The organism is Actinoalloteichus caeruleus, assembly GCF_049311605.1.
Classification (GTDB): Bacteria; Actinomycetota; Actinomycetes; order Mycobacteriales; family Pseudonocardiaceae; genus Actinoalloteichus_B; species Actinoalloteichus_B caeruleus.
Genome location: NZ_CP186005.1, coordinates 4,739,476 through 4,753,177, shown reverse-complemented (window position 1 = coordinate 4,753,177; position 13,702 = coordinate 4,739,476). Strand labels below are relative to the sequence as shown.

At 71.2% G+C, this 13,702-nt stretch carries 17 protein-coding genes, 1 pseudogene and 1 riboswitch; of the genes and pseudogenes, 6 read left to right on the top strand and 12 right to left on the bottom strand.

Features of this window, described 5'->3' with window-relative positions:
- Positions 1–2 precede the first annotated feature (2 nt).
- The 4 genes from fxlA to ACOJVX_RS19295 all read right to left on the bottom strand — a co-directional run bounded on the left by fxlA (position 3) and on the right by ACOJVX_RS19295 (position 1,521).
- Positions 3–140, bottom strand: coding sequence for an FxLD family lanthipeptide (fxlA, locus tag ACOJVX_RS19310; RefSeq protein ID WP_418155968.1), 138 nt, complete (start codon positions 138–140; stop codon positions 3–5).
- A 285-nt stretch (positions 141–425) separates the two neighbouring features.
- Positions 426–698, bottom strand: a complete 273-nt coding sequence (locus ACOJVX_RS19305) for a hypothetical protein (protein WP_418155967.1) — start codon at positions 696–698, stop codon at positions 426–428.
- A 14-nt stretch (positions 699–712) separates the two neighbouring features.
- On the bottom strand, positions 713–1,066 hold the full coding sequence (locus tag ACOJVX_RS19300; protein ID WP_418155966.1) for a hypothetical protein: 354 nt from the start codon (positions 1,064–1,066) through the stop codon (positions 713–715).
- Positions 1,067–1,233: 167 nt separating this feature from the next.
- A complete protein-coding gene (locus ACOJVX_RS19295; RefSeq protein WP_418155965.1) occupies positions 1,234–1,521 on the bottom strand; it encodes a hypothetical protein in 288 nt (95 codons plus the stop codon).
- A gap of 202 nt (positions 1,522–1,723) precedes the next feature.
- On the opposite strand from ACOJVX_RS19295, the gene ACOJVX_RS19290 reads away from it, so the two are divergent.
- The gene (locus ACOJVX_RS19290; protein ID WP_422646978.1) at positions 1,724–2,629 is read left to right on the top strand and encodes a helix-turn-helix domain-containing protein; all 906 of its coding nucleotides are present in this window, start codon (positions 1,724–1,726) and stop codon (positions 2,627–2,629) included.
- 26 nt (positions 2,630–2,655) lie between these two features.
- On the top strand, positions 2,656–2,889 hold the full coding sequence (locus ACOJVX_RS19285) for a DUF397 domain-containing protein (RefSeq protein WP_418155963.1): 234 nt from the start codon (positions 2,656–2,658) through the stop codon (positions 2,887–2,889).
- Positions 2,890–3,024: 135 nt separating this feature from the next.
- Here ACOJVX_RS19285 and ACOJVX_RS19280 read toward each other — a convergent pair whose 3' ends face one another.
- Positions 3,025–3,561 (bottom strand): DnaB-like helicase C-terminal domain-containing protein, encoded by a 537-nt coding sequence (locus tag ACOJVX_RS19280; protein ID WP_418155962.1) that lies wholly within the window; start codon positions 3,559–3,561, stop codon positions 3,025–3,027.
- The gene (locus ACOJVX_RS19275; protein ID WP_418155961.1) at positions 3,551–3,892 is read right to left on the bottom strand and encodes a DnaB-like helicase C-terminal domain-containing protein; all 342 of its coding nucleotides are present in this window, start codon (positions 3,890–3,892) and stop codon (positions 3,551–3,553) included. Before ACOJVX_RS19275 ends, ACOJVX_RS19280 begins: the two co-directional genes overlap by 11 nt.
- A gap of 264 nt (positions 3,893–4,156) precedes the next feature.
- Between ACOJVX_RS19275 and ACOJVX_RS19270 the strand changes: the two are divergent.
- Positions 4,157–4,918, top strand: a pseudogene (locus ACOJVX_RS19270) (ComEC/Rec2 family competence protein); the annotation flags it as partial.
- Between the two features lie 99 nt (positions 4,919–5,017).
- Here ACOJVX_RS19270 and thrC read toward each other — a convergent pair.
- On the bottom strand, positions 5,018–6,301 hold the full coding sequence (gene thrC / locus ACOJVX_RS19265) for a threonine synthase (RefSeq protein ID WP_422646977.1): 1,284 nt from the start codon (positions 6,299–6,301) through the stop codon (positions 5,018–5,020).
- 11 nt (positions 6,302–6,312) lie between these two features.
- A riboswitch (SAM riboswitch) is annotated at positions 6,313–6,441 on the bottom strand.
- Positions 6,442–6,546: 105 nt separating this feature from the next.
- Here thrC and holA point away from each other — a divergent pair.
- Positions 6,547–7,539 carry a DNA polymerase III subunit delta gene (holA, locus tag ACOJVX_RS19260; protein WP_026418475.1) on the top strand — a complete coding sequence of 331 codons (993 nt, stop codon included), beginning with the start codon at positions 6,547–6,549 and terminating at the stop codon, positions 7,537–7,539.
- A gap of 282 nt (positions 7,540–7,821) precedes the next feature.
- On the opposite strand, the gene rpsT is transcribed toward holA, so the two are convergent.
- Positions 7,822–8,082 (bottom strand): 30S ribosomal protein S20, encoded by a 261-nt coding sequence (gene rpsT / locus ACOJVX_RS19255; RefSeq protein WP_026418474.1) that lies wholly within the window; start codon positions 8,080–8,082, stop codon positions 7,822–7,824.
- Positions 8,083–8,308: 226 nt separating this feature from the next.
- Here rpsT and ACOJVX_RS19250 point away from each other — a divergent pair, with 226 nt between their 5' ends.
- Positions 8,309–9,115 (top strand): sulfite exporter TauE/SafE family protein, encoded by an 807-nt coding sequence (locus ACOJVX_RS19250; protein ID WP_026418473.1) that lies wholly within the window; start codon positions 8,309–8,311, stop codon positions 9,113–9,115.
- Between the two features lie 735 nt (positions 9,116–9,850).
- Entirely contained in the window at positions 9,851–10,195 is a 345-nt protein-coding gene (locus ACOJVX_RS19245) for a hypothetical protein (RefSeq protein ID WP_051313854.1), read from the top strand.
- Between the two features lie 133 nt (positions 10,196–10,328).
- Here ACOJVX_RS19245 and ACOJVX_RS19240 read toward each other — a convergent pair whose 3' ends face one another.
- The 4 genes from ACOJVX_RS19240 to ACOJVX_RS19225 all read right to left on the bottom strand — a co-directional run bounded on the left by ACOJVX_RS19240 (position 10,329) and on the right by ACOJVX_RS19225 (position 13,553).
- Entirely contained in the window at positions 10,329–11,432 is a 1,104-nt protein-coding gene (locus tag ACOJVX_RS19240; protein WP_035274409.1) for a 3-deoxy-7-phosphoheptulonate synthase, read from the bottom strand.
- Positions 11,433–11,749: 317 nt separating this feature from the next.
- Positions 11,750–11,965, bottom strand: coding sequence for a hypothetical protein (locus ACOJVX_RS19235; protein ID WP_026418471.1), 216 nt, complete (start codon positions 11,963–11,965; stop codon positions 11,750–11,752).
- Positions 11,966–11,970: 5 nt separating this feature from the next.
- Positions 11,971–12,888 (bottom strand): SPFH domain-containing protein, encoded by a 918-nt coding sequence (locus tag ACOJVX_RS19230; RefSeq protein ID WP_030105349.1) that lies wholly within the window; start codon positions 12,886–12,888, stop codon positions 11,971–11,973.
- A 116-nt stretch (positions 12,889–13,004) separates the two neighbouring features.
- Positions 13,005–13,553, bottom strand: a complete 549-nt coding sequence (locus ACOJVX_RS19225) for a GNAT family N-acetyltransferase (RefSeq protein ID WP_051313853.1) — start codon at positions 13,551–13,553, stop codon at positions 13,005–13,007.
- Positions 13,554–13,702 lie beyond the last annotated feature (149 nt).

The window sequence follows — 13,702 nt, the reverse complement described above, 5'->3', positions numbered from 1 at the left end:
GATCAGACGTTGCTGGTGCACGACGACGCGCACGTCGGGGCGCAGCCGTCGTCGGTATTGCAGGCCGGCGCCGGGTCGCCGGTGCCCATGTCGGTGGCGATGGTGACGTCGAGGTCGAAGTCGTCCAGCGTGTTGATCACGGTTGATCCCTTTCGTCGGTTCTCGTCGATCTCTTCCAACCGGCCCCTGCGGTGTACGCCAGGGCCGGAAGTCGTGATGGGCGCACAGGGCACCCGCAGCCAGGACGATCATGATCACCACAGGTGTCGCAGCCCGCGCAGGACGCGCCGCAGGAACTCGGGATCGCCGGGGTCGCCGACCAGTACGGTCGGCGGCTCCCCGGGGAACAGGGGAGCGGGCGGTGCCGGTGGCGGCCGTTTGGTGGGCGGCTCGACAGGCAGGTTCCCTTGGGGGGAAGAAAACGGTCAGCTCGGCCCGGCGGGAACCCATGCCCCCGGCGGCCAGGCGATCGGCTGTTCCGGGTGCGGTGATGGTGGGAACAGCGCGGAGGTCGCCGCGACACAGCAGTCCGGGCACAGGCGGGCGGGCACCGCCGGGCGGTGCGCCCACACCTCGCCGACCGGCAACCCGCACATCGCCTGCCGTGGGCCGACCGGCCACACGGCGTGGACGCGGCCCGCGTAGAAGATCCCGCCGGGGCGGTTGGTGCCCCACAGCAGCGCCGGGGTGCTCGACATGCTCGCTCCCCTCCTCAGCCACGCGGCACCGTGTTCGCGACCGTGGGCCGACGGCCCTCACACGACTGCGGGAACCGGCCGTGAGCCTGCCGGAACCGGGTGAGCATCTGGATGCCCGCCACGGTCAGCCGGGCGGGCCAGTCCCGTACTGCGGCGGCGTTCCCGCCCTGGGGCAGCCGGGCCTCGACATAGCCGGCCCGGTTCAGCCCCGTCAGCGCGGCGAACACGCCCGGGTCGAGATCGCGGCCATCGAAACGGCGCAGGATTCTCTCGGTCGAGACGATCTGCCCGGTGTTGACCAGGTGCAGCGCGATGTGTCGATCAGCGGTGTAGTCGGCCGGTTCCGCGGCCGAAGTCATGGTGGCCATGTGCTTCTCCTACGTGGTGTTTCGGCCCGGCCCGCACGACCTCGGCGGCACTGGGAGTCGCCTCGGTCGTGCGGGCGGGCGGTGCGCACGGTGGCCGCCGCCGCGAGGGGCGGCTCGGGATGCGGCCACGTGGTGACGTGCGCACCTTGGGGATGCACAGCGCGAGATCACGCTGTGCGGGCAGTCGTCGCGCCCTCGGCCAGCGGCATCGGCGTGCGGCGACGGTGGGAGTGGAGCCCGGTGACCCGACCCGCGTCGGGGGCCGAGATCGGGTCACCGGGGGACTGTGCGGTCGCGCCGATCACGTCGGGGGTGTCCGGCTGGAAGTCCAGGACCGCGCGGCGGGCCCGGATCGTCACCGGCTCGACCTCCAGGTCGGCGAGGCGACACCGGGCGAGTCGACGTTCCTCGAGCACATGCAGGATCCAGACCACCACGCCTGACAGGACGAGCACGGCGATGAGGGTCAATCCGAACAGGCCCGCGGCCTGACTCCATCCGTCGACGTGACCGGTCGAGCCCAGATGACGTGCTGCGCTAGCCTCAGACCCCAACATGGTGGCTCCTACAATGGCTTCAAGCGTCCGTAGGATGAAGTTAACGTAGGAGTTCCTATATTCGCTTGGTCCTAACGAGTGAGATCCTATTTCACCGTGTGTGACCAGCGCCTTGTTGATGGAGGCTGCCGCGCCGATGGCGATCGCTCACACCGTTCCGCTGTTGATGTTGGTCAACGAGCTCAACCGGCTCAAAGACAGCTCAGGTATCAAGGACGCCGAGGCCGCACGCCATCTCGGCTGCCAGCCCTCGAAGATCAACCGGATCATGCTGGGGCAGTCGAAGGTGTCCGTCGGCGACGCCAAGCTGCTCGGCGAGCTCTACGGAGCCAGCCCCGAGCTGATCGAGGTCATGCTCGACCTGGCCCGCAACCTCGGGCAGAAGGGCGACTGGACCAGCTACCGCGACCTGTTCCGCGAGTCCTTCCGGCTGCTGGTCGACCTCGAACACCACGCCAGCCGCCTGCGGCAGGTGCAATCGGAGATCATCCCCGGCCTTCTGCAGACCGAGGCGTACCGGCGGGCACTGCACGACGCGCCCACCCCGTTCCACGGCAAGACCGACGTCGACGGCGAGATCCACGCCCTGCGCTACCGGCAGTCCATCCTCACCCGCGAGGACCCGGCACCACCCACCGTCAGCTTCGCCCTGTCCGAGTCCTGCCTGCGCCGCGGCTACGGCGGCAACCAGGTCATGCGCGAGCAGATGCTGCGGCTGATCGAGATCGCCGACCAGCCCAACGTCCAGATCCAGATCCTGCCGTTCGACGGCAACGACCCGATCCTCTACGCCTCGCTGGACTTCTGCCTCATCCATGTCCCCGGACCGGGCATCGCCAACCCGCTCGACTTCGTCTACGTCGAGCAGTACGACGACGCGCGCTACCTCGATGACCATGACCGCGTCGAAGCCTACGAACAGCTCTGGGGCTACCTCCAAGCCGCCGCACTGGGCCCGCAGGACTCCATCGAGTTCATCGGGAAAGTGGCGGACCACTACAGCTAGCCAGCACCACCGGAAGGAATCCGCTCATGGCCCCACACCCCGACTACCTGCCCGCCGAGGCGTTCGCCGATGCCATCTGGGAGAAGGCGACCTCGAGTCAGCCCAACCAGAGCTGCGTCCAGTTCACCAAGGTCGGCCGGATCATCGGCGTCCGCGACAGCAAGCTCGGCGCCGACAGCGCGATCCTCCAGTTCACCGAGAACGAGATCGCCGCCATGCTCGCCGGCGCGAAAGACGGCGAGTTCGACCACCTGGCCTGACCAGCAACCGTCCACACACGTACGAACTCGCCCCCCAGCACCACCGGGGGGCGAGTTCGTTTCGAGTCAGGCCGATCGCAGACCGATGACGATCTCGCACGGCGGCCGCGCCCGCGTACTCCCAGGCCGCCGTGCTCAGGCGAAGTTGGCGAACCGGCAGTAGTGCAGTTGGTGGGCGACAACGATTGTCGCGGTGGGACCGTGCCGGTGTTTCGCGAGGATCAAGTCAGCTTCACCCGCCCTGATGTCATCGCGTTGCCAGGCATCCGGGCGGTAGATCAGCACGACGTTGTCGGCCACGTGCGCGATGGTCCCGGAGTCTCGGAGATCGGCCAGGCTGGGCGGAGGCATGACGGGCTGTCGGGGACCTGGGTTGAACGACAACTGGGCGGTGGCGACGATCGCGATGTTGGTGTCCGAGGCAAGCCGCTTCAACCGCCGCGTGACCTCCGCGACCTCGCGTTCGCGGTTCTCGTAGGGCAGGTCTCGGCGGGCAGTGACCATGTGGAGCGAGTCGACAACGACCAGCCGCACGGCCTTGTCCGCAGCGAGCGCGGTGATCATGTCGTCCAGCGCGGTGATGTCCGGGTCGTCGGGCCGAGTGATCAGGAGTGACCTCGCCTGGATCTCTGCCAGGCGCTTCGCCATGCGGGTCCAGTCGTCATCGGTCATCAGGCCCGCCCGCATGTTCCGATAGACGGACCCTGCACTCGGCGCTGATCAGCCGTTGAGTCACCGCCTCGGCCGTATCGTCCAGCGACAGATAGGCCGCCGGGATGCCGTGGCGGACCGACGCGCACCGAACAATGTCCAGAGCGAGAGTGCTGGATCCGACCCCGGGATGAGCACCGATCACGGTCAGGGAACCAAGCGGCAGGCCATTCAGGATCTCGTCGAGATCAGCGAAACCCGTCGGAATGCTGGGCGCGGAGCCGTTACGGCTGACGACGGCGTCGATCTCGTCGAGCGTCGACCGGAGCACGTCATCGAACAGACCGCTCAAGTTCCCGTGGGTGGCTTCGTCGGAAACGGCATCGGTGGAGGCTGGCTCGGCTGGCCCAGAGGAGGTCGTCACCCGCCCTATATAGCCATCAGCGCCGACGGCGGACCAAGCAGCTCGCGGGAGTAGTCGCGGGCCGCGGGGTGGGTGCGGTGACGGTGAGTGCCGGGCGGACGCCCGAGTGGGCTTGGCGGCAGGAGGGTGCCCTCAGCCGCTGGCGAGACCTCCGTCTAACGATTCTGCAACACGTGCGGAGTTAGTAGGGAAGACGTGGGCCAGGGGGACGCGTTGGTGTTGGCGACCGGTGAGCCGGGGCGGGCGGTGGTCGTGGACGCCGGGCCGGATCTGACCGGGGTGGGCGACTGCCTGCGCCGTCTGGGGGTCACCCGCGTCCCGCTGGTCATCCTGAGCCATCTGCACGCCGACCACGTGGGTGGGCTGGACGGGGTGCTGGCCGGTCGGCGGGTGGGGGCGGTTGCGCTCGGGCCGGCCAGGTCCCCGACCTGGGCCTACGAGGAGGTCGCGGCCGTCGCGGCGGGCAGGGGCGTTTCCCTGGTCGAGCTGCGGTTGGGGCAGCGGCTGCGGTGGTCGGGGCTCGCCATCGACGTGCTGGGCCCGCTGGACGGGTACGTGGCCGACGAGACGTCGGGAACGGAGGTGAACAACGCGTCGCTGGTCCTGCTGGCCACCACCTCGGTGGGGCGGGTGCTGCTGACGGGGGACGCGGAGCTGGCGGCTCAGTCGGGTCTGCTGGGCGCGGGGGTGGATCTGGCCGCCCCGGTGCTGAAGGTGCCGCACCACGGTTCCCGGTACACGCTCCCGGAGTTCCTCGCCAGGGTGGCCCCGCGGGTCGCGATCATCAGCGTGGGTGCCGACAACCGGTACGGGCATCCGAGTGGGCAGGTCATCGCCGAGCTGCGGGCGTTGGGCGCGACGGTGGTGCGCACCGACCTCAACGGCCACTTGGCCGTTGGGCCGGGGCCGGAGGGGGTTCGGGTCCGGGTGTGGCGGGAGGCTACCGCCGGGTGACCGGGGTGGGGACGGCGTTTCACCCGGGCCGGGGTCTCCGCGGTCCTCGGGTGGGGTCGGGTGTCCCGCCCCGGTTGGGTGGGGCGGGACCTGGCGGGGTCAGGTGCGGGGTTGTCCCAGCACCTCGTGCACCGCCTGCGCGGTGGGGGGCACGGTGGCCTTCGGCCCGACGTGGTCGCTGATCGCGTCGAGGGTCTTGAGGCCGTCGCCGGTGATGAGCAGCACCGTTTCGGCGTCGGGGTCCAGTTGTCCGGACTCGATCAGCTTCTTGGCGGTGGCGACGGTGACGCCGCCCGCCGTCTCGGTGAAGATGCCCTCGGTGCGGGCGAGGAGTCGGATGCCCTCGACGATCTCCTGGTCGGTGACGTCCTCGATCGCCCCGCCGGTGCGGCGCACGGTGTCGAGGACGTAGGGGCCGTCGGCGGGTGCGCCGATGGCCAGGGAGCGGGCGATCGTCTCCGGTCGTACCGGTTGGACGACGTCGAGTCCGGCTTTGAACGCGGAGGCCACGGGCGAGCACCCGTTGGCCTGGGCGCCGAAGACCCGGTAGGGCGTTGGCTCGACCAGGCCGAGTTCACCGAACTCCCGGAAGGCCCTGTCCACCTTGGTGAGCTGGGAACCCGAGGCGATCGGGACGACGATCTGCTCGGGCAGCCGCCACCCGAGCTGTTCGGCCACCTCGAAGCCGAGGGTCTTGGATCCCTCGCCGTAGTAGGGGCGCACGTTGACGTTGACGAACGCCCAGTCCTCGTGTTCGGCGGCCAGTTCGGTGGCCAGCCGGTTCACGTCGTCGTAGTTGCCGTCGACGGCGATGAGCGTGCCGTCGTACACGGCGGTGGTGAGCACCTTGGCCCGTTCGAGCGTGGAGGGGACCAGCACGACCGAGTCCCAACCGGCGCGCGCGGCCGCGGCGGCGACGGCGTTGGCGAGGTTGCCGGTGGAGGGACAGGCCAGCACGCGGAACCCGAACTCCCGGGCGGCGGCGAGGGCCACGGCCACCACGCGGTCCTTGAAGGAGTGCGTCGGGTTGCCGGTGTCGTCCTTGACCCACAACCGGCGCACCCCGAGCTCCCTGGCCAGGCTGTCGGCACGCACCAGCCTGGTGCAGCCGGGGTCGGTGCTGGGGATGGTCTCGATGTCGCTGGGGACCGGCAGCAACCGCTTGTACCGCCAGATCGAGCGGGGCCCGGCCTCGATGTCCTCGCGGCGGACGCGACCGAAGTCGTACACGACCTCCAGCGGAGCGAAGTCGTCCGGGGAGACGAACTCGGGGGCGAGGGGGATCTGGTGGCCGCTCTCCTTCGAGGCCAACGCGACGGCGGGGCCGAGGTCGAGCGGGCGGCGGGTTCCTGGCGTCGTGCTCGAGCCAGCAGTGACTGTCATGGCGAGGCCTCTCCTCATCTTTCCCGCTGGGCGGGCCGGATTTGGCACCGAGTGCGGCAGCGGCGTGGTGGGGCCACGTCCAACTGGCGCTGGTTGCCGGGGTGTCGTCGGGCCGATCCCTCTACCCCTCTGGATGAGCGCTGTTCGGTTGTGCGGCACACGCTAGGGCATGGGGGTGGGCCGGGGCCAGCGGTGTCCGGAATGCGGGAGCGCGACGGTCCGGGCCTGCGTGGGAGAATCCCGGCGTGCCCCCCCAGCCCGCTCCGCCAGCCCCGCTCCAGCTCATCCTCGGTGATGAGGAACTGCTGGTGGAACGGGCCACCCGGGAGACCCTGCGCCAGCTGCGCGTGGCGGAACCGATGGCCGAGCTGACCAGGCTCCGCGCCACCGAACTCACCCCGCCCCACCTCGCCGAGCTGGTCAGCCCGTCGTTGTTCGCCGAGGCGAGGGTGGTGGTGCTCGAGGCCGCGCAGGAGGCGGGGGCGGAGATCTGCGAGGCCGTGGCCGCCTACTGCCGTGCGCCAGCCGAGGGCGTCGTGCTGGTCGTGGTGCACTCGGGTGGTGGTCGGTCGAAGCTGGCGAAGCAGTTGCCGGCCACGCTCCGCTCGGCCGGTGCGGAGGTGACCGAGTGCCCCAAGGTGACGAAGGCGTCCGATCGGGAGGCCTTCGTCCGCAACGAGGTGCGGGTGGCGGGGGGACGCATCGACGCGGCGGGGGTGCACGCGCTCATCGAGGCGGTGGGTTCGGACCTGCGGGAGCTCGCCTCGGCGGCCGCGCAGCTGGTGTCGGACCACGACGGCCCGCTGGACGAGGCGACGGTGCGGCGCTACCACCGCGGCCGGGCCGAGGTCACCGGATTCGCCGTGGCGGAGCGCGCGGTGGTCGGGGACGTCCCCGGGGCGCTGGAGGCGTTGCGGTGGGCGCTGAGCCTGGGGGTTCCCCACGTGTTGGTCGCCGACGCCCTGGCGGACGCGGTGCGTTCGGTCGCGCTGGTGCGCGGCGCGGGCGGCGGGGACCCGTTCCGGCTGGCCGGGCAGCTGGGGATGCCGCCGTGGAAGGTCAAGAAGGTGCGCAACCAGATCCGGGGCTGGGAGGACGACTCGCTGGTGCGGGCGATGCGGGTGGTGGCGACCCTCAACGGGGAGGTGAAGGGGCAGGCGGCCGACGCGTCGTACGCCCTGGAACGGGCGGTGCTCGAGGTGGCGCGTGCCCAGCGCGCGGGGCAGCGCGCCCGCTGATCAGCGCACACTCCGCGCATGTCCCGCACACGCTCCGCGGCTGCCCTCGTCGGGGCCGTCGTGCGCGCCGACCGGTGGGGACCAGCTCCTCGTCCCGTCACCTGTGCCGGTCCGGACGCCGGGCGTGCGGGCCCTGGTTTCGACTGAGGAGCTACCCGGGGTGCCCCCCAGGGCGCGGACCGGGTCCGATGACGGAGTCCGGGGCGTCGACGGGGCGGGAACGACGGTGGGGGCCGCCCCGCGAACGGGAGGCCCCCACCGGACGTGACCGCGGTCCGCGGGTCAGAGCGAGTTGGCGCGCTGCGCGATGGCCGACTTCTTGTTGGCGGCCTGGTTGGCGTGGATGACGCCCTTGCTGACAGCCTTGTCGAGCTTGCGGTTGGCCTCGCGGCTGAGCTGCACGGCCTTGTCCTTGTCGCCGGCCTCCACGGCCTCGCGGAACTTGCGGATGGCGGTCTTCACCGAGGAGCGGACGGCCTTGTTCCGCAGCCGGGCCTTCTCGTTGGTCCGGATCCGCTTCATCTGGGACTTGATGTTCGCCACGAGGGCACCCCTTGATCTCGACGTGGTTCGTGCCGCGCTGTGTTGGCGCCGCCACCTGGCGCGAGGTCGAGTGGTGACTCGACCGTCCGAGCGGTGGCGGGTTTCCTCCCTGGCGGAATGCCGCACGGCACGGCGGACAACGGTACCAGCGACCCGACGGCGTGGCCGTGGTGGCCGGTCGATGGCATCGCGGAACCACCGCCACGCACCTCGTACGCTCGTTCGAGTGACTAGCGCGCTGAACTGGCCGGGCTTCGCCGACGTGTCCCTGGCGGCACTGCTGCTGCTCTGCGCGGCGGCGTTCGCGGCCGGGGCGGTGGATGCGATCGTGGGCGGTGGTGGCCTGATCCAGTTGCCCGCGCTGCTCCTGGTCATGCCGGGAGGGGAACCGATCTTCTCGCTGGCGACGAGCAAGGTGGCGGCGGTGGTGGGCACCGCGTCCGCCGTCCCGACCTATGCCAGGCGGACCAGGATCGACTGGAGCACGGCGGTGCCCATGGCGGTCGTGGCGTTCCTGGGGGCGGTGGGCGGCGCGGCCTTCGCGAACCTGCTCCCGTCGGTCGCGTTGAACTCCGTGGTGCTGGTCGCGTTGGTTGTCGTCGGCGTCTACACCTGGCGTCGGCCGTCGCTGGGCAGCGTCGAAGCGCCGCGTTTCGGCCGCCGGCACCAGATCCTGCTGGCTTCCCTTGGCGGCGCGACCATCGGTTTCTGGGACGGTCTCGCCGGACCCGGCACGGGTTCCTTCCTGGTGTTCCTGCTGGTGGGGCTGGTCGGCTACGCCTTCCTGCACGCCTCCGCGACAGCGAAGCTCGTCAACACCGCGACGAACATCGGGGCGCTCTGCTACTTCATCCCGGCTGGCAAGGTGCTGTGGGGGCTGGGCCTGGTGATGGCGGTCTGCAACCTGGCGGGCAGCGTGTCCGGCGCGATGCTGGCGAGCCGGCGGGGCTCCGAGTTCATCCGGAGGGTCTTCCTGACGGTGGTGGTGGCGATGGTGGTCAGCCTGGCTTGGCGGTTGGCGACGGGCGGCTGACCGGCCGGGCGTGGTCCTGGTGCCCGTGCGGGGGTCAACGGCGCGCTGGCGGCGGGTGGAGGGGTGTGAGGCCGAGGGCGGCCCCGGCTGGTCGTCGACCCACTCCCGGGCCGTCGAGCGGGCCTTCCCGGACGCGGGTGTCCCGGGCGCGCCCTGGTCGTGGGTGGTTCGGGTTCGGGAGGTCCACGATCGACGCGGCGAGGGCGCTGGTGCCCCCGTTCGCCCCCGGCTGTCCGACGCCGCTTCTCGGGGGAGGGCGGTTCCCGGTGCTGGCCCGCCTGGCGCGGGAAGGGGCGCACCGGCGTCGCGGGGTGGCGGACGACTCCTCGGCGCCCGGGCCCGGAAGCGCGGGGCGGGCCCGAGCGGGCGCTCCCGCCGGACGCGCGTCCGTTCCACCGGCTCGGCAGGGCGCGGGCAACGAGTCGGTTCGCGTGGTCGGCGGGTGGGGCGAGCCCTCGGGCCGCGCGACCGGCGGGTCCGAACGGCCGCGCGGCGCTCGCCCCGGCGGCCGCCGGGGCGGCGGCAGGTGGGCGAGTTCCCGTCGATCCTGTCGTCCGAACCGTTCTCACGGGTCGACAGACACCGTCGACGAGTTGAGAATCTTCAGGCGTGTCGGCAGCTGGCGAGAACTCCTATCAGCCCAGACCAATCCGATTCCTGGGAATCGAGGCGGTCGCGGGGTGGCGGATCAAGTGCTACGGAATATCAGCCCGGTCCAGACAGCCGGATGGTGAGGTGATCGACGCCGCCGTCACGCAGGCCGTCTCGGTGGTCTCGGCGACCGGGACCGATTCGGAGGTGCACGGGGTCGGGTTCGTGGTGGCGCACGAGACCTCGGAGCACTGCCTGACGCAGGTGCACTGGTGGGAGCGGAGCGCGACCCTCGTGCAGCGCCGGTTCTCCTCGACCCGCGACAGCGCGCACACTTTCCGCGAGGTGCGGTCGCAGACGATGGGTTCGGTCTGGGACCTCGCCGTGGTGGCCTACGAACGGGGAGCGTGGGTGCGCCACGTGCTGGCGAATTCGGCGGGGCCGGATCTCGCGGCCTACCTCGACGACGGATTCAGCGGGCTGGTGTGAATTGGTGGAACGTTGACCGGTTGGGAAATCGGCGTGTTGTCCCCTGACCACTTTCCCGCCGATTCCCCGGACCGGGGCACGGTCCAGCGCTCCCTCCGCTGGCTGACCAGCCCGCGTCCTCCGCGTCCTCCCGTCACCCCGTGCCGGCTCCCGAGCGGGTGGGGTCGGCCGCCCGGAGGGTGGCCGCCAGCCTCCGCAGCACGTCGGCGGTGTCCGGCCAGCCGAGGCACGCGTCGGTGACGCTCCGCCCGTACACCAGCGACGCCGGGTCCGCCAGCGGCTGGTTCCCCTCCTCCAGGAAGCTCTCCAGCATCACACCCCGCACACCCCGTTCGCCGCCGGCCAGCCGCCGCGCGAGGTCCGCCACCACGACCGGCTGGCGTCGGTGGTCCTTGCCGCTGTTGCCGTGGCTGGCGTCGACGACGACCCGTTCCGGGAGCCCGGCCGCCGCCAGGCGCTCCAGGGTGGCCCGCACGGAGGCCGCGTCGTAGTTCGGCCCCTGGGCGCTGCCCCGGAGCACCACGTGGCAGTCCTCGTTGCCGGTGGTGCTGAGGATGGCCGCCTGGCCGTCCTCGTTGATGCCGGTGAAGACGTGTTCGGCGGCGGCGGAGCGGACCGCGTCGACCGCGGACTGCACGTCACCCTCGGTGGAGTTCTTGATGCCGATCGGCATGGACAGCCCGCTGGAGAGCTGGCGGTGGACCTGGCTCTGCGCGGTCCTGGCGCCGATCGATCCCCAGCTGACCGTGTCGGCGATGTACTGCGGCGTGATCGGGTCCAGGAACTCGCAGCCGACGGGGAGGCCGAGCGCGAGGACGTCCAGCAGCAGTTGACGGGCGAGGGTGAGGCCCTCGTTGACCTGGTAGCTCCCGTCGAGCCCCGGGTCGTTGATCAGGCCCTTCCACCCGAGGGTGGTCCGGGGCTTCTCGAAGTAGACCCGCATCACGACGAGCACCTGGTCCCGGACCTCCTCGGCGAGCGCGGCGAGCCTGGTCGCGTAGTCGAGGGCGGCGGCGGGGTCGTGGACGGAGCACGGGCCGACCACGGCCAACAGGCGCTCGTCCCGGCCGGTGAGGACGTCGACGACGTCCCGGCGGCCTCGCAGCACCACGTCCCGGGCCTGGTCGGTCAGGGGGAGGCGGTCCTTGAGCAGCGCGGGGGACGCCAGCGGGCGTACGCGGAGCACCCGCTGGTCGTTCAGCTGGTCGACCGGGGGTGCGCTGGGGGCGGGGGACACGGCGGGTAGCCTTTCCGCGAACCGACCGCACCCCACCACCGGTGTCGAGCCGGCTCGCCTTCGTGGAGAACGAACGGCGAACGACAGCACTGGCCTCTCGGCCATCGTGTGCCGGCTCGGAATGGTGGGAATCAGCGCGTCACGGCGCTGGCATGCCCATTCCGGGCCGGCCAGCTAAACCGCCAATAACGCCGCATGGTGGCGATGCTACCCCATGCCGGGACGCCCGGGAGAGCCCCCGGGCGTGGCCGCCGCCACCAGGGACGCGGTCCCCCGGTACCGCGTCGGCCTGGCGGCGTCGGAAGCGCCAGGGCGGTTCACGCCTCGTCGTCGGGCTCCACCTTCTTGGGCGGGCGTCCCCTGCGGGGCAGCTGGCCCGCCTGGCTCGGCAGCCTGCCCGCCTCGGACAGCGAGCGTCTGAGGAGGAACTCGATCTGGGCGTTGGCGCTGCGCAGTTCGTCGTTCGCCCACCGGACCAGTGCGTCGTGCACCGCCGGGTCCAGTCGGAGGAGGAAGCTCTTGCGGCCAGCCACAGTGATCAGTTGTAGAGGGAGCCCGTGTTGACCACCGGCTGGGTGGCCCTGTCGCTGCACAGCACCGTCAGAAGATTGCTGACCATCGTCGCCTTCCGTTCCTCGTCGAGCTCGACCATGCCCTGCTCGGCGATCTTCGCAAGGGCCATGTCGACCATGCCCACCGCGCCCTCGACGATGCGGGACCTCGCCGCGACCACGGCGTTCGCCTGCTGTCGCTGCAGCATGACCTGCGCGATCTCCGGGGCGTACGCCAGGTGGGTGATGCGGGACTCGATGACCCGCACGCCGGCCGACTCCACCCGGGCGGAGATCTCGGCGGAGAGCTGCTCGGTGATCTTCTCGGCGTTGTCGCGCAGGGAGAACGCCGAGTCGTCGGGGTTGTCGTAGGGATAGCTGGTGGCGATGTGCCGCACGGCGGCCTCGGTCTGGGTCTCCACGAACATCACGAAGCTGTCGACCTCGAAGGAGGCCCGGGCGCTGTCCTCCACCTGCCAGACGACGACGGCCGCGATCTCCACCGGGCTCCCGTCGGCGTCGTTGACCTTCATGACGGAGGTCTCGAAGTTGCGGATGCGCAGGGAGACCCGGGCCCTGCTGGTGAAGGGGTTGACCCACTGGAGGCCGTCCCGGCGGACCGTCCCCGTGTAGCGGCCGAGGAACTGGACGACCCGTGCCTCGTTGGGTTGGACCATCACCAGGCCGGGACCGAGGAGGGCGGCGGCCACCAGGGCGACGACGCCGACGCCGATCAGGACCCCCGACCCGTTCACGCCGGCGGCGATCGCACCGCCCCCTCCGAGGACCAGCACGGTCAGGGCGCCGGCCACCGGGAGGCCGGGGAGGCTGAAGGCGGTCCGCTCGCGGTACTGGGGGGAGGGCATGGGCACCCTCTCCGCGACGGCCTGCGGTGAAGTGGTCATGGTGGACGCCCTTTCCTGCGAGCGACTGATCATCTAGCAAGATGATATCACTTTTTCGGGTTGCCCGCCGTCACCTCGGTCAGGAGTCCGCCGTCACCTCGCTGGGGCCGTGGCGGTCACCTCGTTCGGGACGAGGCGAGCGGGCTGCCATCCGGCTCGCCCGTCCGGGGCTCGACGGCGCCGTCCGCCTCGATCGGGCTGGCCGCGGCCCCGGCGATGTCCTTGCTCAGCCGGACATCCTCCTCCTGGTACCCCAGGGCCGCGTACAGCGACCGCGCGCGGTGGTTGGCGGCCCCCGTCTCCAGGCTCAGCCGGCGCAGACCCCGGGTCCGTCCCCACTCCTCGGCCGTGCGCACCAGTGCGCTCCCGATGCCCCGCCCCTCCAGCCCCTCGTCCACCACCAGCTCGGCGACGTGGACCTCGGCGGTGCCGGTGAAGTGCCGGCGCTCGCTGACGGTCACCACGCCGGCGACGCGGCCGTCGACCTCCGCGACGAACGCCGGGCTCAGGTCGCTGGTGGCCAGGTCCAGGGACCGGGCCAACCAGTCCCGCGCGGTCGCCGTGACGGCCCCGGGGTCACGCCACTCCGCGACACCCTCCCGCAGGCGATGGGCCAGTGCCAGGCAGGCCGGGCGGTCGGCGGAGGTGTACCGGCGTACGCGCACGAGGTTCCCTTTCGCTGGGGCCGCTGCCCGGACAGAACGGACAGAACGGGGGTGATCAGTCTGGCAACGGAATGCCGGTCGATCAACGTGAGGGCGTCGACGGCGTCGCGATGGGCAGGAGCACCGCCTCTCGTGACCACCTCGGGCGC

Coding starts and splice junctions, on each gene's coding strand:
- ACOJVX_RS19305 (WP_418155967.1), bottom strand. CDS start 698: ATGTCGAGCACCCCGGCGCTGCTGTGGGGCACCAACCGCCCCGGCGGG.
- ACOJVX_RS19300 (WP_418155966.1), bottom strand. CDS start 1,066: ATGGCCACCATGACTTCGGCCGCGGAACCGGCCGACTACACCGCTGAT.
- ACOJVX_RS19285 (WP_418155963.1), top strand. CDS start 2,656: ATGGCCCCACACCCCGACTACCTGCCCGCCGAGGCGTTCGCCGATGCC.
- ACOJVX_RS19280 (WP_418155962.1), bottom strand. CDS start 3,561: ATGACCGATGACGACTGGACCCGCATGGCGAAGCGCCTGGCAGAGATC.
- thrC (WP_422646977.1), bottom strand. CDS start 6,301: ATGACAGTCACTGCTGGCTCGAGCACGACGCCAGGAACCCGCCGCCCG.
- ACOJVX_RS19230 (WP_030105349.1), bottom strand. CDS start 12,888: ATGACCACTTCACCGCAGGCCGTCGCGGAGAGGGTGCCCATGCCCTCC.